The following is an 18,473-nucleotide window of genomic DNA, read 5'->3' as shown; positions in this document are numbered from 1 at the left end:
GCCGCAGGATGTGCGCCGCGCCTTCGCGCGGAACGAAGCCGGGAAATATGGAATATGGCCGAGGCCGCAAAACTGGACGTGGACGAGGCGCCCTCGCCCAAGAAGGGCAAGAAAGGGCTGCTGATCGGGCTCGTCGCCATGCTTCTGCTGGGCGGCGGCGGCTTTTTCGCGACGTTTTCGGGGATGCTGTCCCTGCCTTTCGGCGGCGACGCGGCGGAGGGGAGCGGTCACGCCGCACCCGCCGACGAAGCGGCGGACCTCGGGCCCGATGGGCCCGACCCGATCTTCGTCGCGGTGGACCCGATGACGGTGACGCTGGGCCCGTCGGCCCGCGCACGACACCTCAAGATTCTGGTTCAGCTCGAAGTCGCGCCGGGATCGGAGGCGGAGACCATCAAGCTGATGCCCCGCATCAAGGATGTGATCAACAGCTACCTCCAGGCGCTGGACGAGGCCGATATCGAACGTCCCGCCGCCATGACCCGCATGCGCTCGCACCTGCTGCGCCGCATGAAGATCGTGCTGGGGGACGAGGCGGTGCGCGACCTGCTGATCACCGAATTCATCCTGCAATGACCGAGGTCCCGGCATTGCCCTCTAGGAGACGGACATGTCCCTGATCGCGGACGGATTGATGATCGCGGCCGCGTTGGTCTCGGCGATCTATTGCCACGTGCTGGCGGGGCGGCTGCGCAAGCTGCGCGACCTGGACGGCGGCGTCGGCCAGGCCATCGCGGCGCTGGTCGGTCAGGTGGAGGAGATGCGCACGGCTCTGCGCGCGACGCGCGCCGCCACCGGCGAATCGACCCGCACGCTGACCGAGCGCACGGCCCGGGCCGAGATGGCGGCGGGACGGCTGGAATTGCTGCTGGCGGCGCTGCACGATCATGAGGGCGCCTCGCCGGTCAACGTCGCGGCGCGACGCGCCGGTCGGACGGCGGGATTCGGCCAGGGCGCCGCGTCGGCCACGCCGCTGCGCGCGGTGGCGACCGCGCGCAAGCCGGACTACGACGCACCGGAGCCCGAGATGGACCGCGACAGGAAAGAGGCGCTCGCCCCCCCGATCGAGGAGGACGACGACGCGCCCTCCGAGGTCGCGGAAGCCTCGATGCCCACCACCACGCGCCGGCTGTTCAAGATCGAAGCGATCCCGGCCGAAGAACGCGCGGCCGCTCAGGCGCCTGACGCGGGCCCCGACGCCGAGCCGGAACCGGAAGCCGCGCAATCGGCCCCCGCACCCTCGGCCAAGGTCGCGCCCCGCGACGGCTTCGACGCCGCCGCGGCGCTGCGCAAGGCGCTTGACGCCCTGGCGCGCGAGACCAGCGAATGACCGCCCCCAGGCCGAAGCCGCGGCGTTGGCGTCCGCCCGGCGCGCTGATCCTGATCGGCGGCTGTTTCGCCGCCTCCGCCCTGCTGCGCCTCACCGATCCTTCGGGATCGCTGGCTCTCGCCGCGTCCTCCGTGGCCGGAGGCGAAAATCCGTCGCAGACCGCCGCGGGCGATCCCCGCTGCGAGATGATCGACGATCCGACCGGCCTGCTGGCCACCCTGCGTGAGCGGGAGGGGCAGCTTGACGAACGGGCCGCCGACATCGCCGACCGGGAGCGGCTGCTCGACGTGGCCGAGGCGAAGTTCAAGGAACAGCTCGAAGCGCTGCGCACGGCGGAGGAGAAGCTCGCCGCCACCCTGGCCGTCGCCGACGAGGCGGCCGAGGCCGATATCGAGAAACTGGTGAGCGTCTATGAGAACATGAAGGCCAAGGACGCCTCCAAGATCTTCGAGAGCATGGACGTCACCTTCGCGGCCGGCTTCCTCGCGCGGATGCGCCAGGAGGCCGCGGCGCGCATTCTCGGCGGCATGTCGGCGGAGCGCGCCTACGCGGTGTCCGCGGTGATCGCCGGCCGCAACGCCAGCGTCCCGCGCGAGTGACCGCCAGGTCCGGGGCCGCGCCGGGCGCTCGCCCGGCGGGCCCCGTCGCTACTCGACCGTCGCGCCTCCGCCGCCACGCCCGGCCTGTCGAATGCCACGGATCTCGTTCCCCCGCCTCAGCCTTTTCTTAACCGGATCCGCCCAGGGTCTCGAGGCGTCCGGAGCGGCGCGACGGGGGCGCACGATCGGCGCGAGCAGCGGGGAGAAGACATGGTCGGGTTCGTGGGAATCGCCGTCACATTCGTCATGGTGTTCGGCGGATATGTTTTCGCCGGCGGCAAGATGGGCATCATCCTGCACTCCTTGCCATTCGAGATGATGATGATCTGCGGCGCCGCCTTGGGCGCCTTCCTGCTCTCGAACGACTTCGCGTCGGTCAAGCACACGATCGGCGACGTCGGCAAGGTGTTCAAGGGCGCGAAATGGAAGCCGCAGGACTACCGCGACCTGCTGTGCCTGCTGTTCGAACTGATCCGGGTCGGGCGCAACAACCCGATGGACCTGGAGCAGCATGTCGAAAGCCCGATGGAATCGACGATCTTCGCCCGCTACCCGCGGATCCAGTCGGACGGCGGCGCCGTCGACCTGATCTGCGACACGCTGAGGGCCGGGTCGATGAACTATGATGATCCTCACCAGGTCGAGGAGGTGCTGGAGAAGCAGCTCGAGACCCGCAAGCACCACGCCATGCACTCCTCGCACGCCCTGCAGAACATCGCCGACGCCCTGCCTGCGCTGGGCATCGTCGCGGCCGTGCTGGGCGTGATCAAGACCATGGCCTCCATCGATCAGCCGCCCGCGATTCTCGGCGGCATGATCGGCGGCGCGCTGGTCGGCACCTTCCTCGGCGTGTTCCTCGCCTACGGCTTCGTCGGCCCGATGGCGGCGCGCGTGAAAGGCGTGCTGGAGCAGGATCACCAGTTCTACCTGCTGATCCGCGAAGTGCTGGTCGCCGCGCTTCACAATCATTCGCCCGACATCTGCGTCGAAGTCGGGCGCCAGAACACGCCGCGCGGCCTGCGCCCGTCCTTCACCGATCTCAGCGAAGCCCTGCGGGAGGCGAAGGCGGCATGATCCCCACCGGATTGCGACAGGGCGATGGCGCGCTTCGACGCGCGGGCGGCGACGTCGCCGTCGCGCGGCGCGGCGGCGTGGGGTTCGCGGCCCTCGCATTCGCCGCGGTCGCGCTGGTCCCGTCCGCCGCCGACGCGCAGGAGCGGTCCCGGCTGCGGGCGGGCGAACATGCCGGCTTCAGCCGCATCGCGCTCGATGTCCAGCAGCTCGGCGAATGGGACGCGACCCGCAACGGCCGGATCCTGACCGTGCTGTTCAAGGATCGCGAGCTGCTGTTCGACACCAGCCAGATCTTCCCGGGCCGCCGCGTGTCCCGCGTCACCAGCGCGCGCAGCGAGCGCGCGCGCGACGGCACGCGGCTGATGCTGTCGCTGTCCTGCTCCTGCGACGCGGAGACCTACGAATTTCAGCCCGGGATGCTGGTCATCGACATCCGCCCCAGATCGGACGATCAGACCGCCGATCAGCTGGACGGCGCCGGCGCCGGCGACGACCAGGGCGGCGCCCCGCAGGACCAGAACGGCGGCGATGGCGGCGGCGGGGCCGACGGCGGGTCCGGCGGCTCATCCGCGTCCGGGCCGGGCCGCACTCGCCGCGCGACCTCGGAACTCGACATCCGCCGGGACGAGCTCGCCCCCGCGACGTCGTCGATTCTGATGGACGACGAGGTCAAGCCTTCGGTTGCGCCGACCGGTCCCGCCGGCGACGCTCCGCAAGCCGCGACGTCCGAGCCTGACGCCGTCAGCGTCTCCGACGCCCAGCGACGGCTGCTTCAGCAGCTGTCGCGGGCGGCCGACCAGGGCCTGGTCGCGTTCCGCAGCCCGGAAGCGCGCGACGACGCCGACACCCAGGTCCAGGCGCCCCCGGAACCCGACCCCGCGCCGTCGGAACCCGCCGCGCCCGCCATGGCCTCCGATGACGCCCGGCCCCAGGACCAGGAAGCGGCCCCGAAGACCGACATCCAGCTCGACGCGCGCACCGCCTTCGACGCCGCTGGCCGGAAGCCCGGCGCGCCGGCGCCGGCGCCCTGCGCCGCCGAGCCCTATCTCGCCCCCGCCCCCTGGTCGCCGGGCGATGCGCCCTATGCCGAAATGGCGGAGCTGCGCGGCAAGCTGACCGCGGAGTTCGACCGCGCCGATCCCCGCGTGGCGCTGAGCCTCGCCCGCCTGCAGATCGGTCTGGGTTTCGGCGTGGAGGCCCGGCAGCTGCTGGAGGAATTCGCGCCCCCGATCGCGGAGGCGGCGGTGCTCGAAGACCTCGCCCGCATGGCCGACGGCGACCCGATCGCGCCCGAGGGGCCGATCGCCACCTCGGCGGGCTGCGGCGGCCGGGCGGGCATGTGGCGGCTCGCCGCCGGCCTGGCGCCCGACCCCGCGCAGGTCGAAGACCCGGTCTGGACCCAATCCGTGCTGGACGCGTTCGCCGAACTGCCGCTGGTCATGCGCCGGCGCGCAGGACCGGGGGTGGTGGAGACGCTGATCCGCGCCGGCGCGCTGGACGTGGCCGACCAGGCCCGGCTGCAGCTTGATCGCGCGCCGGGCGACCATGGCGACGCGTGGCGCATGGCGCTGGGACGGCTGGCGCTGGCCAAGGGCGACGCCGACGCCGGGGACGCGCTGCTCGCCGCCGTCGTCGACAACGGCGGGCCGATGGCGCCCGAGGCCATGCTCGACCTCGCCGACAGCATCCTCGCGCGCCGCGACCGCCTGCCCGACCAACTGGTCGAGGACATCGCGCTGGCGGCCTTCGAGCATCAGGGCGATCTTCTCGGCCGGCGCCTGCTGGTCGCCGAAATCCTCGGCCGCGCCGGGCGCGACCAGCTCGGCGTCGCGCTCGACGTGATCGAGACCGAACTGCTGGCCGGCGGCGCCCGCGCCGGGGATCTGGAAGCCGCGATGCGCGCGATCCTGGAGCGGGCGCGGGCCGAGGATGTCGGAGCGCTCGACTACGCCTCGGCCATCCTCGCCCATCGCGAGCTGATCGGCGACGACCCCCTCTTCGATCCGGCGCGGGTCAAGGTGGCGCGCGAACTGACCGGCATCGGCCTGTCGAACGCGGCCCTGGAGCTGCTGGGCCCGGCGCTCGCCCGCCGCGGGCCCGAGGCCCGGATGGCCGCCGCCGCCGCCGACATCGCGGTCGGCGACGCTCAGAAGGCGCTCGAGCGGCTGCAGGGCCTGGACGGCGGCGACCCCGCCAAGCTGCGCGCCCGGGCGCTGGCGGCGCTGAACCGCAACGACGAAGCCTACGCCTCGGTGGTCGATCACCTGCCGGCGGAGGGCGAGGAACGGGCCGAACTCGCCTGGCGCGGGTCGGCCTGGGAGGATGCGGAAGCGCTGCCTGACGGCGACCCGCGCAACCTCTTCGCCCGCTGGATGGCCACCCGCGACCAGCCGCCGGACGCGACCCCGACGCAGGCCGACGCGGACGCCGGCGAGGAACGGGGCCGGGTCGGGGGCCGCCCCCGCCCCGACCTCGCCGCCCCGCCTTCCCTCGCCGGCGCGCGCGAGGCGATCGAACGCTCCGACCGCGTCCGCAGCATGCTGCGGCAGGCGCTGGGCGGCGGCTGACCAGAAGATGACGCGCCCGGATCATCCAGAAGGGATCTGACCGATGGACAACCCGATCTACCTCGCGCTCAGCCGCCAGAGCGGCCTGCTGAAAGAAATTCAGGCCGTCGCGAACAACATCGCCAACATGAACACCACCGGCTTCCGGCGGGAAGGCGTGGTGTTCGCCGAAATGATCGAGCCGCTGCCGCTGGAAGGCGGCTCGATCTCGATGACCGAGGCGCGGGTGCGCAGCACCGATTTCTCGCCGGGCAGCCTGCGCCAGACCGGCGGCGCGCTCGACTTCGCCATCCAGGGCGACGGGTTCTTCATGGTGCAGACCCCGAACGGCCAGCGCCTGACCCGCAACGGCGCCTTCTTCCTCGACGCGGCCGGCGCGCTGGTCACCAGCGACGGCTACCCCGCGCTCGACGCCGGGGGCGCGCCGGTCTTCGCCCCGCCTGGCGCCGGCGACCTGGTGGTCGCACGCGACGGCTCGATCTCGGCCGGCGGCCAGGCCGTCGGCGCGCTCGGCCTGGTGACCGTCGCCGATCCCCGGTTCCTGACCCGCGAGGCCGGGACCCTGTTCTCCACCGACCAGGCCCTGCAACCGGCGGATGGCGAGATCTTCCAGGGCTTCGTCGAAGACGCCAACGTCAACCCGGTGGAGGAGCTGACCCGGATGATCGAGGTGCAGCGCGCCTACGAGCTCGGCCAGAAGCTGCTCGACCGCGAGGATGAGCGCATCCGCGGCGCGGTCCGCCAGCTCGGCGGCGCCAGTTGAGCCGAACCGCCGCCGCCCGCCCCGCCATCCCGGCCGCCGGCCGGCCCAAGGTATCCAGCGCGCCGCCCCATCCTGGCGCGCACCGTTCAGAAGGAGACGGAAGATGCGAGCTCTGAAGATAGCCGCCACCGGCATGCAGGCGCAGCAGATGCGGGTCGAGGTGATCTCCAACAACCTCGCCAACATGAGCACCACTGCCTACAATCCCAGAAGGGCGGAGTTCTCGGACCTGCAATACGAGCAGATTCAACGCGCCGGCGCGGTCAACGCGACCGACGGCACGGTGCTGCCGGCGGGCGTGCAGCTCGGCCTCGGCGTGCGGCCGGCGGCGATATCCATGGACGTGTCCCAGGGCTCGCTGAGCCAGACCGGCGGCGACCTCGACCTCGCCATCGACGGCGGCGGCTACCTCGAGGTGATCCTGCCCTCCGGCGTGTCCGCCTATACCCGCGACGGCGGGCTCAAACGCAACGGCGACGGGCTGATCGTCACCTCCGACGGCTATCCCGTCGCGCCCGAGATCACCATTCCCGTCGACGCCCGCGCCATCTCGATCAACGCGCAGGGCGAGGTCTACGCCTATTTCGCCGATCAGGTGGCCCCGCAGCTCCTGGACCGGTTCGACCTGGTCAGCTTCGTCAACCAGAAGGGACTCGAGGCGATCGGCGGCAATCTCTACCTGGAGACGGAGGCCTCCGGCGCGGCCGACAGCGGCGAGGCCGGGGTCGATGGCCGCGGCACCTTCCGGCAGGGCTTCCTCGAGGACAGCGCCGTCGACCCGGTGAACGAGATCACCCAGCTGATCGAGGCGCAGCGCGGTTACGAGTTGAACGCCAAGGTGATCACCGCCGCGGACCAGATGATGTCCGCGACCGCGCAGATCCGGTGATCCCATGCGCCTGCTGCTCGTCCCACCGTTTCCCCTCGGATCGCGCCGCGACGCCCGGCGCTTCGCTGCGGCGCTGATCCTCGCGCTCGTCGCGCTCGCGGCGGCGCTGGCGCCCGGCGCGGCCACGGCCCAGTCGCCGCGCTCGGCCCAGGCCTGGACCCCGCCGGGCTGGTCGCCCGGCGGCCCGCAGCCCGGCCTCGCCACGACCGAGCCGGTGGTGGTCGCCGCCCGCGCCATCCCCAGCGGCGCCGTGCTGGAACCGGGCGATCTGCTCATGGCCAGCACCGCCTGGGGCCCGGGCCTGCCCTCCATCGACCAGGCGGTGGGCCTGGAAACCCGCGTCGCCCTCTACGCCGGCCGACCGGTGCGGTCCGAAGACATCGGCCCGCCCACGCTCGTGGAACGCAACGGCCTGGTCCTGCTGCGTTATCGCCGCGGGGCCCTGCTGATCACGGCGGAGGGACGGGCGCTCGACCGGGGGTCGGAGGGCGACTGGATCCGCGCCACAAATCTGGTCTCCCGCCAGACGGTCACCGGCCGCGTCTCGGCCGACGGCATCGTCGAGGTGGCGCCATGACCGCGCGCCTTCCGACGCTCGCCCTCGCGCTGGTCGCGCTCGCCTCCGGCTGCTCCGACCGCCTGGACAATATCGGCCGCGCGCCCGATTTCACCGCCCCGGGCGAGGCGCAGCACCCGGCCCCGCCGGTGACGGCGCGCCGGGTGGCGCTGGCCACCCCGCCGCCGGCCCCGACCCCGCAGCCCTACGCCGTGGCGTCGCTGTGGCGGTCGGGACCGGAATCCCTGTTCGGCGACCGCCGCGCCCGCCAACAGGGAGATATCCTGACCGTGGTGATCGAAATCGACGACCAGGCCCAGATCAGCAACGCCACCGACCGGAACCGCAGCAATACCGAGGACCTTTCGGTCAGCGCCCTGTTCGGCCTGCCCACGCTGATCGACAACGCCTTCGGCATCCCGCTGAACCCGGCGGCCGGAGTCGGGTCGACCTCGGCGTCCTCCGGCGACGGCTCCGTGCAGCGGTCCGAGAAGATCACGCTCCGCATCGCCGCGACCGTGGTCGACGTGCTGCCCAACGGCCACATGGTCGTCGCCGGCAACCAGGAGGTGCGGGTGAACTACGAACTGCGCGACCTGCAGATCGCCGGCATCGTCCGGCCCAACGACATCTCGCGCAAGAACGAGATCACCTACGACAAGATGGCCGAGGCCCGCATCGCCTATGGCGGGCGCGGCCAGATCACCGACGTGCAGCAACCGCGCTACGGCCAGCAGGTGCTGGACGTGCTGTTGCCGTTCTGACCCGGGAAAGGAGGCGATCTTGAAACTGCTGATCCCCCTGGTTCTGGCGCTGATCGGGCTCGGCGGCGGCCTCGCCGCCGGCCATTTCCTGCGCCCGGCGCCCCCGCCCGAGCCGATGGCGAGCGCGGACGCCGTCGGCGGCGAAACCGGCGCCGCGCCGGAGAACGGTCGTGGCGAAGACGCCAGGATCAAGCCCGCCCCCGCCGGCATCTCCGACGCCCATCCCGACGGCCCCCCGCCGGCCTATGACCCGGATCTGAAACGCGACTACGCCAAGCTCGACCGCCAGTTCGTGGTGCCCATCGTGGTGTCGGAGCAGGTGAACGCGCTGATCATCCTGACCCTGTCGCTGGAGGTCGATCCAGGCATGACGTCGGAGGCGATGGCCCGCGAGCCCAAGCTGCGCGACCGGTTTCTGCAGGTGCTGTTCCGCCACGCCCAGTCCGGCGGCTTCGACGGGGTGTTCACCGCCGGGCCGGTGATGCGCGATCTTCGCGGCGCGCTGCTGGAACAGGCGGTCAGCATTCTCGGCCCGATCGTGCATGACGTGCTGGTGACCGACATCGTGCGCCAGGACCTCTGATCCCGCCCCCGCGGGCGGGGTCCGAGACGGCGAAACCCGCGCGACGCCGACCCGCCGCGCGGGCGGACCGGCGACACGCGCGGATCGGTCGTCGCGCGGCTTCGCTCTCGGCGTCGCCCGCCCGCCGGGATCAGCCCCGCGCCACGCCTGACGCAACGACCCGCCGCGTCGCCAGCAGAGATGCGCCCAGCAACGCGATCCCGACCACTGACACCGCGTATTCCAGCGCCATCGGGCCGAATTCGTGCAACGGCGCGATCATCGCGAAGCCGAGCCCCGCCCAGACCGTCCGCATCGCCGGACCCAGGGGCCGCAGCGCATGGCCGACGATGCCGCCGGTGACCAGAACCAGCGCCGCGAGCGCGCTGACGAAGACATAGGCGATCTCCCAGATCGACCCGTCCAGCAGCAGCGCCGGCTTGTAGACGAAAAGGAACGGCAACAGATAGGCGACCCAGCCGAACCGGAAGCTCTGCAGCCCGGTCTTGAGCTGCGACGCCCCGGCGAGGCTCGCCGCCGCGAAAGCCGCCAGCGCGATCGGCGGGGTGATCATCGACAGCATGCCATAATAGAACACGAACATATGGGCCGCGAGCGGCGGCACCCCCAGCTGCACCAAAGCCGGCGCCGCCAGCGAGGCCAGCAGCAGATAGACCCCGGTCGTCGGCAGCCCGAGCCCCAGCACGATCCCCACCAGCCCGGTGATCACCAGGAGCCCGAACAGGCTCTGATCCCCGAAATCCAGCAGGTAATAGGACAGCGCGAACCCCAGACCGGTGATCGACAACAGCCCGATGATCATCCCCGCCGCCGCGGTGATCAGCAGCACGTCGCAGGTGGTCCGCCCGGTCTGCACCACCGCCCGCCCGGCCTCGCGCAGGGTCAGCCCCGCCCCGCCGAGCGCGCGGGACGCGACGCCCAGCGCCACCAGCTCGAACACCGTCCAGACCGCCGCCGCCTCGGCCCGCATCCGGGCCTCGAAGATCAGGATCAGCAGCGTCGCGAAGGCCGCCACCGGGATCCAGCCGCGCCGGAACACCACCGCCAGACGATGCCGGTCGAAGTCGGACAGGGAGGCGATGCGGTCGCGCCGCGCCAGAAAGTCGATCTGCACGAAGATCGAGATGTAGTAGAGCGCCGCCGGCAGCAGCGCCGCCAGCACGATATCGCGGTAAGGCATCTGCAGAAGCTCGGCCATCAGGAAGGCCGCGGCGCCCATGATCGGCGGCATCAGCTGACCGCCGGTGGAGGCGACGGCCTCGATCGCGCCGGCCTGCTCGGGCCGGAATCCCGCCCGCTTCATCAGCGGAATGGTCATCACCCCGGTCGACATCACGTTGGATACCGCCGAGCCCGACACCGAGCCCATCAGCGCCGAGGCCGCCACCGCCACTTTCGCGGTGTTGCCCGGCCCGTTCCCCGCCACCCGCAGGGCCAGCTGGGTGAAGAAGTCCCCGCCCCCGACCGCGATCAGCATGCCGCCGAACAGCACGAAGACCACGACCACGAAGGCCGCGATCTGCAGCGCCTGCCCCCAGGTGCCGGTGGAATCGACGCCCAGATAGCGCAGCACCTCGTTGAGCGGGATCGGCCGCCCGACCAGCGCGCCGGGCACGACATCGCCGAAGAGCGCATAGAGGAACAGGACCGCGAAGATGATCACCAGAGTCCAGCCGACCACGCGGCGCAGACCTTCCATCACCAGGCCGGTCACCGCCACGCCGAGGATCAGCGCCTCGGTCTCGTGCAGATGCGCGGCCTCGGTCAGGGTCGGAAAGCGGAAGAACATGTAGACGCCGAGCGCGACGGAGCCGAGCCCCAGCGCCGCGTCGAGGCCTGCTCGCGCGCCGCCCTTGTCGGAGATCCCGCGCAGATAGACCACGCCCATCGCGGCGCCCAGCATCGCGGCGGCCACCTGCTCGGGGTAGATCAGCAGGCCGATCCGCGGCGGGACCGACAGCACCCACAGGATCGCCAGCAGCGGCGTGATCACGCAAAGCGCGGCGGCGAAGGCGTCGAGCGCCCGGTTGACGGCGGACATCGGCAAGATCGGTCAGGTCCCGGATCGGAGGCGAGGGAGAAAGCGTGCGGGAAACATCCCGGCCGCGACGCGCGTGCGACGCGGCCGAAGGTCAGCGGACGGGGCTCACTCGCCCTGCCAGACGCCCTTGGACTTGTAGTAGGCCACGGCGGCGGGGTGGTAGGGCAGGGTCCCGACCTCGGCCAGGCCCGCGGGATCGAACTCCTCCCACAGCGGACCGTTGGCCTTCAGCTCGGCCTCGCCTTCGTAAAGCGCGCTCACCACCTTGGTCACCACGTCGTCGGCCACGTCCTTGTTCGCGAAAAGCGTGTAGGCGTAATAGAACACCACCGTGTCGTCATTCGCCCCCGGAACCGCCTTGCGGCCTTTCCAGTAGCGCAGGTGGGTGCCGGGCATCGCCGCGGCCAGCACCGCCTCGTCGCCCTCCTTGAAGTTGAGGAAGACGACCCCGCCGACCGAGGCCTCGATGTCGAAGGTGGGTTTGGAGCCGATGGCCGCGATGGTCACGTCCGTGGTCCCGTCCTTCACCCCCTGGAACATCGCGGGGAAGTTGGCGGTCGGCACGCTTTCGACGTCGTCATAGGTCAGCCCGGCGGTCGAGAGCGACGCCGCGATCACGTAGTCCCCCAGCGAGCCCGCCGGGAACCGCGGCACCCGCTTGCCCTTCAGCCCGGCGATGTCGTCGATCCCGAGGCTGGAGGGGACCAGCAGCCCCGCATTGAACGGAACCAGCGTGGCGACCATCACGATGTTGGGGTTGGGCTGGCCCTCGGACATGCCCGTGCCCGAAATCGCGAAGGCGGTCTGCGGATAGTTGGCGATGCCGAAATCGAGCCGGCCCGAGTCCACGAGCGGCAGATATTGCGAGGTGTTGGCCAGCGCCTGCGGCCGCACCATCAGGTCCGACCCGTTGGAGATGACCGAGGCCAGCGCGGTGGAGATCTGCGCCGTCGCCCCGCCATTGGTGGTGCCGAGGCCGATGGTCTGCGCCTGCGCCCCGCCCGCGAAGGCGGCGGCGATGACGGCGGCGAATGCCAGTGGTTTGATCATGGTCCCTGTCCTTTCGTTTTTCGCCCGCGCGTCCCGTCGGCGCAGGCTTGCGGCGCCGCCCCCGGGGCGGGGGCGGCGCGTCAGGCGATCATTCGCAGCTGTCGGCCGGGGCCTCGGCGAACTTGGTCCACTTGCCGTCCTTGATCTCGATCACGTAGCCCGGAAGCTCCGCGTCATGGCCGGCGAAGCAGATGTCGTCGCCGACCACGCCGGAGAAGCGCACGCCCTCCATCGCCGCGGCGATCGCGGCGCGCTCCTCTTCCAGCCTGGCGGGATCGCCGGTGACGCCGGCGGTCTCCATGATCTGCTTGAGCAGGTAGACGCCATCATAGGCCTGGGCGTCGGAATGGTGGGCGCCCTTCTTGTGGATGCCGCGTTTGTCGAGCTCTTCCAGCAGCTTGGAGTCGAAGGCGGCGGAGGCTTCGGTGCGGCCCTTCCAGAAGCCGGCCACCATCATCGCGCCCTCGCCCTCGGGCCCGAAGAGGTCGACCACCACCGGATCGGAGAAGATCTGGGAGCCGATGATCCGGCCCCCATAGCCCTGACGACGCAGCTCCTTGATGATCTTGGAGGCGCTGTCGGGCAGCGCCGCGACCGCCACCAGATCCGGGTTGGTCTGCAGGATCTGCGCGGCCTGGGCGGACATGTCGAAGGATTTGTACTGGACCGCGATCGGCTCCATCACCTCGATCCCCGCTTTCTCCATCAGCGGCGGGTAAAGCTTGGTGCCGGCGGTGTTGGCGACCACGTCGTCGGACACGTAGATCACCGCGGCGGTCTTCGCCGGCAGGCCCGCGTCCTTGATCGCCTTGAGCAGGCGGGAGAACTGCTTCGACTCGTCCTCGGTCAGCCGCCAGCCATAGGGGCTGTCGTCGACGAGCCCCGGGGCGGAGGCGGCGGTGGGGATCATCAGCACTTCGGCCCGGTCGGCCACGGTCAGCGCCACCCGGGTCTCTCCGGACGAGAACGGCCCGAGGATCGCCAGCACGCCGTCGTCCTGGATCAGCTTTCGCGCGCCGACGGCCGCCTGCTTGGGGTCGGAGCCGGTGTCGAAGCGGATCAGCTCGATAGGGTGGCCGTTGATGCCGCCGGCCGCGTTGATCTCCTCCACCGCGATGTCGAAGGCGGCGAGCGCAGGTTCGCCCGGGCCTTTCAGAAAGCCGGAGGTGACGCCGATATTGCCGATCTTGATGCTGTCGGCGGCGAGCACGGGGGCGGCGAACGCCGCGATCGCGGCGGCGGCTGCCAGCAGGGCGGGTCTCATTGTCATCGGGCGCTCCTCTTTCGTTTGGGCTGCGCGGGGGACGGGGCGGGGGGTGGGTCGGGTCATGCGGCCCCGCCGAGATAGGCCTCGGCCATCGAGGCGTCGGCGGCGAGGCGGTCGGCCGGGCCCTCGCGGGTCACCTGGCCGAGTTCGAGCACATAGCCGCGGGTCGCGGTTTCCAGCGCCATGTGGGTGTTCTGCTCGACCAGCAGGATCGAGAGACCGTCGCCGTTGATCTCCTTGATCAGGCTGAACAGCCGCTCGACGAAGAGCGGCGAGAGGCCGAGCGAGGGTTCGTCGAGCATGATCAGGCTGGGCCGCGCCACCAGCGCGCGCCCGACCGCCAGCATCTGCTGCTCGCCCCCCGACAGCACCGAGGCGCGCATGTCGCGCCGCGTGGCGAGATTGGGGAAGCGGTCGTAGATCGCCTCGACATCCGGGCCGAGCCGGTCGTCGCCGCGCAGATAACCGCCCATCAGCAGGTTCTCATGCACGGTCATCGACACGAAGATCTGCCGCCCTTCGGGCACCAGCGCCATGCCGGCCCGGACCCGGGCGGCCGGCCCCTGCGCGCTCAGGTCCTGACCGTTGTAAAGAATCCGCCCGGCGGCCGGCTTCACCGCGCCCTGCAGCGCGCGCAGGAGCGAGGTCTTGCCCGCCCCGTTGGCGCCGAGCACGGTGACGATCTCGCCGGGTTCCACCCGCAGATTGACGCCGCGCACCGCGCGGGTGCGGCCGTAGGCGACTTCGAGCCCGGTGATTTCAAGCGACATCGGCGGGCTCCCCCGAATGGCGGGCGCCGAGATAGGCCTCGAGCACCAGGGCGTCCTCGTGGACCTTCGCGGTCGGCCCGTCATAGATCTTGCGACCGAAATTCAGCACCACGGCCCGGTCGCAAAGGGACCGCACCAGGCTCATGTCATGCTCGACCACCAGCAGGGTGATCCCGGTCTCGGCGATGCGGGCGAGGAAATCGCGCAACGCCGCGGTTTCCGTTCCGTTCAGCCCGGCCGCGGGTTCGTCGAGCAGCAGCAGGCGGGGGCGGGCGGCCAGCGCCCGGACCAGCTCCAGTTGCTTGCGGATGCCGTAGGGGAGGGTGGAGACGGTCTCCCCCATCCATGCCTCGAGCCCCATGTCGGCGATCAGCGCCTCCGCCTCCCGCCACGCGGCGGAACGGCCGAAGAGGGTCAGGGGGGACAGCATCGCCCCCAACCCGGACTGGCGATGCTGCTGGCCCAGCATCACATTCTCGACCACCGACAGATGCGGCATCAGACGGATGTTCTGGAAGCTGCGCGCCATGCCCATGGCGATGCGCTTGCGCGAGGGCGCGCCGTCGATGACCTGGCCCCCGAGCGTCACCGTCCCCTCATCCTGCGGGAACACCCCGGTCAGCAGGTTGAAGAGCGTGGTCTTGCCGGCGCCGTTCGGCCCGATCAGGGCAAGCCGCGCGCCCTGCTCCGCCTCGAACCCGACATCGGTGATCACCTGCACGCCGCCGAAGCTTTTCGACAGGCCCTGAACCTGGAGCAGCGCGCTCATTCCCCGGCCTCCGGCGCCCGACGGCGGCGGGGGAGGGCGAAGGTGGTGCGGGTCACCAGCCCCTCGGGCCGGAACACCATCATCGCGATGACCGCGGCGCCCAGAACCACGAAGCGCCAGCTCTCGTCGGGGGGCGCGATGTCGCCGGTCACGCCGAAGGCCGACCACGCCGCCTCCTTCAGCGCGGGGAGGGCGGAGCGCATCGCCTCCGGCAGCAGCGTGAAGAACGCGGCCCCGACCAGCGGCCCCCAGGCGGTCTGCGCCCCGCCGAGCAGCACGTAGAGCAGCACATAGATCGACAGCGAGGCGTTGAAGCCCTGGATCTCCACATAGGAGAACGAATGCGCGTAGAGCCCGCCCGAAAGCCCGGCCAGCGCCGCCCCCAGCGCGAAGGCCACCACCCGCACGCCGCGCACGTTCACGCCCATCAGGTCGGCGACCACGTCGTCGTCGTGGACCGAGCGGACCGCCAGCCCGAAGCGCGTCGCCATCAGGTAGAACACCATGAGGGCCACGACCGCGGCGACGATCGCCGGGGTCCGCCAGTCCACATAGGCCGGCACCGGCAGGCCCATGGCGCCGCCCAGCATCTCGGAATTCAGGATCAGGCCGGCGACGACCTCGGCGAAGGCGAAAGTGCCCAGCACCAGGTAGACCCCCTTCAGCCGCAGGATCGGGATGGCGATGGCCATGCCGATGACCCCGGCGACGACCGTGCCCGCCGCGATGGTGGCGACCGGCGACCAGTCCTGTTCGAAACAGAGCCACGCCGCCGCATAGGCGCCCAGCGCCTGAAACCCCGCGCCGCCGAGGTTCAGCTGCCCCGTCGCGACCGCCAGATAGATCCCGTAGGCGAACACCACGTTGATCGCGAGAATGGTGACGATCCCGGTCCAGTAGCCGCTCATCAGAGCTTCCCCTTGCCGATGGCGTTATGCCCGAAAAGGCCCTGCGGGCGGATCAGCAGGGTCAGCAGCAGCGCGCCCCAGACCGTCGCCTGCACCGTGTCGGCGCCGAAGAAATGGATGGTCAGCATCTCGATCAGCCCGATCAGGATGCCCCCCGCCACCGCGCCCCAGAGCGAGCCGAGCCCGCCCAGCACCATGCCGGCGATGGCCTTGGAGCCGATGTCCTCGCCCATCTGGGGGGAGACCTCGCCGTAATTCACCGCGAAGAGCGCGCCGGCGAGCCCGCAGAGCATGCCGGTCAGCATGAACACCACCGGGACGACGCGCCTGGTGTCGACGCCGAGGATGCCGGCGGCATCCGGGTTCTCGGCAATGGCGCGCAGGCCGCGGCCGATGCGCGACGCCTTCATCATCCAGGCGAGGCCGAGCACGATGAGGGCGACGACGCCGAGCGACACCAGCTGCGGCAGCCGGAAGAACAGCCCGCCGACGGTCAGCGTCAGGTCCGCCGACGGCCCCGGAAACCGCTGCGCGTCCGAGCCGTAGCCGATGCGCACCAGGTTCTCGAGCACCAGCAGGAAGCCCAGCGAGGAAACGAGGGGGATGGCATGCTCGGTCGAATCCCCGAAGCGGGTGCGCAGGTAGCGGAAGGTGAACCGCTCGACCACCAGGGAGGCCGCGACGGCGACCGCGACGCCCAAGCCCAGCGCCAGCGGCCAGGCGAGCGGGGCGGAGAGGCCGAAGGGCAGGCCCCAGGCCGCGAAGCTCCACCCCATCATCGCGGCGAGCATGAAAAGCGTGGGGATGGTGAAGTTGAGGAAATTCAGGATGCCGATGGTCAGCGTGAAGGCGACCGCGACGGTCACGTAGACCGAGCCGAGCATCAGGCCGTTGACGATCTGCTGGATCAGAAGCACCGGGTCGCCTCCCGTGCAGCGGCCGACTTTGTGCACAAAACCGGGGTCGCGCCCGAAGCCTTGTCGACAAAACCGCCGCAGCGCACGCGGATGGCGCCCCGCGTCGTTCTGTCCGAAGCCCCACTCCAGGACGAGGCAAGACGCAACGTCATGCCCCAGAAAGCCATCTTTCGCGCCACCGGCTCACCCATCCGACGTCCCTTTTTTGCGCGCAAACGTCGCTGCGCCCGTCAATTAAGCTGGAGAACCCAACCGATTCACCTTGGCGCCCCATCCGGCCTACAGGGCCAACGAAGCTTCCGCATGACTTATCGCGAAAAATCCCGTTGATATGTCCGGACATGTTGTGCACATTGAGAGCGAGCCAAATCGCTGTCAAGCGAAACATCTTCGAACAAGGAAGGCCGGGGCATGAACCAGGATGAAGCACGGGTTCTGGTGGTGGGCGCGGGGCCCGTGGGACTGGTCGCGGCGATGAGCCTCGCGGCCGAGGGCATCCCGGTCACCGTTTTCGAATCGAGCCGGGAACTGCCGAAAGACCTGCGCGCGTCCACGTTTCACCCGCCGACGCTCGACATGCTGGACCGTTTCGGCGTGTCGGACCGGCTGGTCGAACAGGGGCTGGTCTGCCCGAAATGGCAGTTCCGCGACCGTCAGGAAGGCGTGGTCGCGACCTTCGACCTCGGCCTGCTGGCCGGCGCCACCCGCCACCCCTACCGCCTGCAATGCGAGCAGTGGAAACTGACCGAGATGCTCCGCGACCTGATCGCGGAGACGGGGATGGCCGAGCTGATCTACGAGGCCTCGGCCGCCGATGTCACTCAGGACGACGACGGCGTGACCCTGACCGTGACCCGCGGCGACGGGACCGCCGAAACCCACAAGGGCGCCTACCTGATCGCCTGCGACGGCGCCCATTCGGTGATCCGCAAGACGCTGGGCATCGCGTTCGAGGGCATGACCATCCCCGAGATCTTCCTGTCGATGTCGACCCATTTCGACTTCGCCGCCGCGATCCCCGACCTCGCCCCCATCGCCTATGTCACCGACCCCGAGGAATGGGCGGTGCTGCTGCGCACGCCGAGCCTCTGGCGCGTGCTGCTGCCCACCGACCCGGGCCAGACCGAGGCCGAGATCAAGGACCCCGACGCCATGCAGGCGCGGCTCCAGGCGCTCTGCCCCAACCCGGCCGGCTACGACATCGCCCATGCCACCGCCTACCGGGTGCATCAGCGGGTCGCGAAGCGCTATGTCGCGGGCCGGGTGTTCCTCGCCGGCGACAGCGCGCATCTCAACAACCCGCTGGGCGGGATGGGCATGAACGGCGGCGTGCATGACGCGGTGAATTGCGTGGAGAAGCTGGCCGCCATCTGGCGCGGCGAGGCCGACCTGTCGCTGATGGCCCGCTACGAGCGCCAGCGCCGCCAGGTCTGCATCGACACCGTGCAGGCCCAGACCATCCGCAACCGCAAGATGCTGGCGGAAACCGACCCCGCCGCCCGCGCCGCCTTCCACGCCGACATGCGCGCCACGGTGGAGGACCCCGCCCGGCACCGCGATTTCGTCATGCGGTCTTCCATGATCCAGTCGCTGCTCGACCTCGACGCGGTGGCGTAAGCCCTTTCC

Annotated in this window: 18 protein-coding genes; 11 read left to right on the top strand and 7 right to left on the bottom strand. The window is 70.6% G+C overall.

Features of this window, described 5'->3' with window-relative positions; genetic code table 11:
- Window positions 1-54: 54 nt before the first annotated feature.
- The 10 genes from ACTB72_RS00780 to ACTB72_RS00735 all read left to right on the top strand — a co-directional run bounded on the left by ACTB72_RS00780 (window position 55) and on the right by ACTB72_RS00735 (window position 9,125).
- Window positions 55-576 (top strand): flagellar basal body-associated FliL family protein, encoded by a 522-nt coding sequence (locus ACTB72_RS00780; protein ID WP_463035064.1) that lies wholly within the window; start codon window positions 55-57, stop codon window positions 574-576.
- 34 nt (window positions 577-610) lie between these two features.
- Window positions 611-1,330 (top strand): hypothetical protein, encoded by a 720-nt coding sequence (locus tag ACTB72_RS00775; RefSeq protein WP_463035063.1) that lies wholly within the window; start codon window positions 611-613, stop codon window positions 1,328-1,330.
- On the top strand, window positions 1,327-1,929 hold the full coding sequence (locus ACTB72_RS00770) for a MotE family protein (RefSeq protein ID WP_463035062.1): 603 nt from the start codon (window positions 1,327-1,329) through the stop codon (window positions 1,927-1,929). The genes ACTB72_RS00775 and ACTB72_RS00770 overlap by 4 nt, the downstream gene beginning before the upstream one ends.
- A 210-nt stretch (window positions 1,930-2,139) precedes the next feature.
- Window positions 2,140-3,003, top strand: a complete 864-nt coding sequence (gene motA, locus ACTB72_RS00765; RefSeq protein ID WP_463035061.1) for a flagellar motor stator protein MotA — start codon at window positions 2,140-2,142, stop codon at window positions 3,001-3,003.
- Window positions 3,000-5,570, top strand: coding sequence for a hypothetical protein (locus ACTB72_RS00760; RefSeq protein WP_463035060.1), 2,571 nt, complete (start codon window positions 3,000-3,002; stop codon window positions 5,568-5,570). Before motA ends, ACTB72_RS00760 begins: the two co-directional genes overlap by 4 nt.
- A 43-nt stretch (window positions 5,571-5,613) precedes the next feature.
- On the top strand, window positions 5,614-6,333 hold the full coding sequence (locus ACTB72_RS00755) for a flagellar hook-basal body complex protein (protein ID WP_463035059.1): 720 nt from the start codon (window positions 5,614-5,616) through the stop codon (window positions 6,331-6,333).
- Between the two features lie 103 nt (window positions 6,334-6,436).
- Window positions 6,437-7,222: a flagellar basal-body rod protein FlgG gene (gene flgG, locus ACTB72_RS00750; RefSeq protein WP_463035058.1), complete on the top strand. Its 786-nt coding sequence runs from the start codon at window positions 6,437-6,439 to the stop codon at window positions 7,220-7,222.
- Window positions 7,223-7,226: 4 nt separating this feature from the next.
- Complete coding sequence (gene flgA, locus ACTB72_RS00745) at window positions 7,227-7,799, top strand: flagellar basal body P-ring formation chaperone FlgA (RefSeq protein ID WP_463035057.1); 573 nt, start codon at window positions 7,227-7,229, stop codon at window positions 7,797-7,799.
- Window positions 7,796-8,542, top strand: a complete 747-nt coding sequence (gene flgH, locus ACTB72_RS00740; RefSeq protein ID WP_463035056.1) for a flagellar basal body L-ring protein FlgH — start codon at window positions 7,796-7,798, stop codon at window positions 8,540-8,542. The genes flgA and flgH overlap by 4 nt, the downstream gene beginning before the upstream one ends.
- A 19-nt stretch (window positions 8,543-8,561) precedes the next feature.
- On the top strand, window positions 8,562-9,125 hold the full coding sequence (locus ACTB72_RS00735; RefSeq protein WP_463035055.1) for a flagellar basal body-associated FliL family protein: 564 nt from the start codon (window positions 8,562-8,564) through the stop codon (window positions 9,123-9,125).
- Between the two features lie 130 nt (window positions 9,126-9,255).
- Here ACTB72_RS00735 and ACTB72_RS00730 read toward each other — a convergent pair whose 3' ends face one another.
- The 7 genes from ACTB72_RS00730 to ACTB72_RS00700 form a co-directional block, all read right to left on the bottom strand.
- Window positions 9,256-11,166: a TRAP transporter permease gene (locus ACTB72_RS00730; protein WP_463035054.1), complete on the bottom strand. Its 1,911-nt coding sequence runs from the start codon at window positions 11,164-11,166 to the stop codon at window positions 9,256-9,258.
- Between the two features lie 105 nt (window positions 11,167-11,271).
- Window positions 11,272-12,216: a TAXI family TRAP transporter solute-binding subunit gene (locus tag ACTB72_RS00725; protein WP_463035053.1), complete on the bottom strand. Its 945-nt coding sequence runs from the start codon at window positions 12,214-12,216 to the stop codon at window positions 11,272-11,274.
- A gap of 88 nt (window positions 12,217-12,304) precedes the next feature.
- Window positions 12,305-13,486 carry an ABC transporter substrate-binding protein gene (locus tag ACTB72_RS00720; protein WP_463035052.1) on the bottom strand — a complete coding sequence of 394 codons (1,182 nt, stop codon included), beginning with the start codon at window positions 13,484-13,486 and terminating at the stop codon, window positions 12,305-12,307.
- Between the two features lie 56 nt (window positions 13,487-13,542).
- The gene (locus ACTB72_RS00715; RefSeq protein WP_463035051.1) at window positions 13,543-14,253 is read right to left on the bottom strand and encodes an ABC transporter ATP-binding protein; all 711 of its coding nucleotides are present in this window, start codon (window positions 14,251-14,253) and stop codon (window positions 13,543-13,545) included.
- The gene (locus ACTB72_RS00710; protein WP_463035050.1) at window positions 14,243-15,022 is read right to left on the bottom strand and encodes an ABC transporter ATP-binding protein; all 780 of its coding nucleotides are present in this window, start codon (window positions 15,020-15,022) and stop codon (window positions 14,243-14,245) included. The genes ACTB72_RS00715 and ACTB72_RS00710 overlap by 11 nt, the downstream gene beginning before the upstream one ends.
- Entirely contained in the window at window positions 15,019-15,930 is a 912-nt protein-coding gene (locus ACTB72_RS00705) for a branched-chain amino acid ABC transporter permease (protein ID WP_463035049.1), read from the bottom strand. Before ACTB72_RS00705 ends, ACTB72_RS00710 begins: the two co-directional genes overlap by 4 nt.
- Window positions 15,930-16,847 carry a branched-chain amino acid ABC transporter permease gene (locus ACTB72_RS00700; protein ID WP_463035048.1) on the bottom strand — a complete coding sequence of 306 codons (918 nt, stop codon included), beginning with the start codon at window positions 16,845-16,847 and terminating at the stop codon, window positions 15,930-15,932. The genes ACTB72_RS00705 and ACTB72_RS00700 overlap by 1 nt, the downstream gene beginning before the upstream one ends.
- A 411-nt stretch (window positions 16,848-17,258) precedes the next feature.
- Here ACTB72_RS00700 and ACTB72_RS00695 point away from each other — a divergent pair, with 411 nt between their 5' ends.
- Window positions 17,259-18,464: an FAD-dependent oxidoreductase gene (locus ACTB72_RS00695; RefSeq protein WP_463035047.1), complete on the top strand. Its 1,206-nt coding sequence runs from the start codon at window positions 17,259-17,261 to the stop codon at window positions 18,462-18,464.
- The last annotated feature ends 9 nt before the right edge of the window (window positions 18,465-18,473 follow it).

The sequence above is a fragment of the Albimonas sp. genome (genome assembly GCF_055129145.1).
Note: the sequence above shows the minus strand (reverse complement) of the source record. Positions and strands in the feature narration are given on the sequence as shown.

Coding starts and splice junctions, on each gene's coding strand:
- ACTB72_RS00780 (WP_463035064.1), top strand. CDS start 55: ATGGCCGAGGCCGCAAAACTGGACGTGGACGAGGCGCCCTCGCCCAAG.
- ACTB72_RS00775 (WP_463035063.1), top strand. CDS start 611: ATGTCCCTGATCGCGGACGGATTGATGATCGCGGCCGCGTTGGTCTCG.
- ACTB72_RS00770 (WP_463035062.1), top strand. CDS start 1,327: ATGACCGCCCCCAGGCCGAAGCCGCGGCGTTGGCGTCCGCCCGGCGCG.
- motA (WP_463035061.1), top strand. CDS start 2,140: ATGGTCGGGTTCGTGGGAATCGCCGTCACATTCGTCATGGTGTTCGGC.
- ACTB72_RS00760 (WP_463035060.1), top strand. CDS start 3,000: ATGATCCCCACCGGATTGCGACAGGGCGATGGCGCGCTTCGACGCGCG.
- ACTB72_RS00755 (WP_463035059.1), top strand. CDS start 5,614: ATGGACAACCCGATCTACCTCGCGCTCAGCCGCCAGAGCGGCCTGCTG.
- flgG (WP_463035058.1), top strand. CDS start 6,437: ATGCGAGCTCTGAAGATAGCCGCCACCGGCATGCAGGCGCAGCAGATG.
- flgA (WP_463035057.1), top strand. CDS start 7,227: ATGCGCCTGCTGCTCGTCCCACCGTTTCCCCTCGGATCGCGCCGCGAC.
- flgH (WP_463035056.1), top strand. CDS start 7,796: ATGACCGCGCGCCTTCCGACGCTCGCCCTCGCGCTGGTCGCGCTCGCC.
- ACTB72_RS00730 (WP_463035054.1), bottom strand. CDS start 11,166: ATGTCCGCCGTCAACCGGGCGCTCGACGCCTTCGCCGCCGCGCTTTGC.
- ACTB72_RS00725 (WP_463035053.1), bottom strand. CDS start 12,216: ATGATCAAACCACTGGCATTCGCCGCCGTCATCGCCGCCGCCTTCGCG.
- ACTB72_RS00720 (WP_463035052.1), bottom strand. CDS start 13,486: ATGACAATGAGACCCGCCCTGCTGGCAGCCGCCGCCGCGATCGCGGCG.
- ACTB72_RS00715 (WP_463035051.1), bottom strand. CDS start 14,253: ATGTCGCTTGAAATCACCGGGCTCGAAGTCGCCTACGGCCGCACCCGC.
- ACTB72_RS00710 (WP_463035050.1), bottom strand. CDS start 15,022: ATGAGCGCGCTGCTCCAGGTTCAGGGCCTGTCGAAAAGCTTCGGCGGC.
- ACTB72_RS00705 (WP_463035049.1), bottom strand. CDS start 15,930: ATGAGCGGCTACTGGACCGGGATCGTCACCATTCTCGCGATCAACGTG.
- ACTB72_RS00695 (WP_463035047.1), top strand. CDS start 17,259: ATGAACCAGGATGAAGCACGGGTTCTGGTGGTGGGCGCGGGGCCCGTG.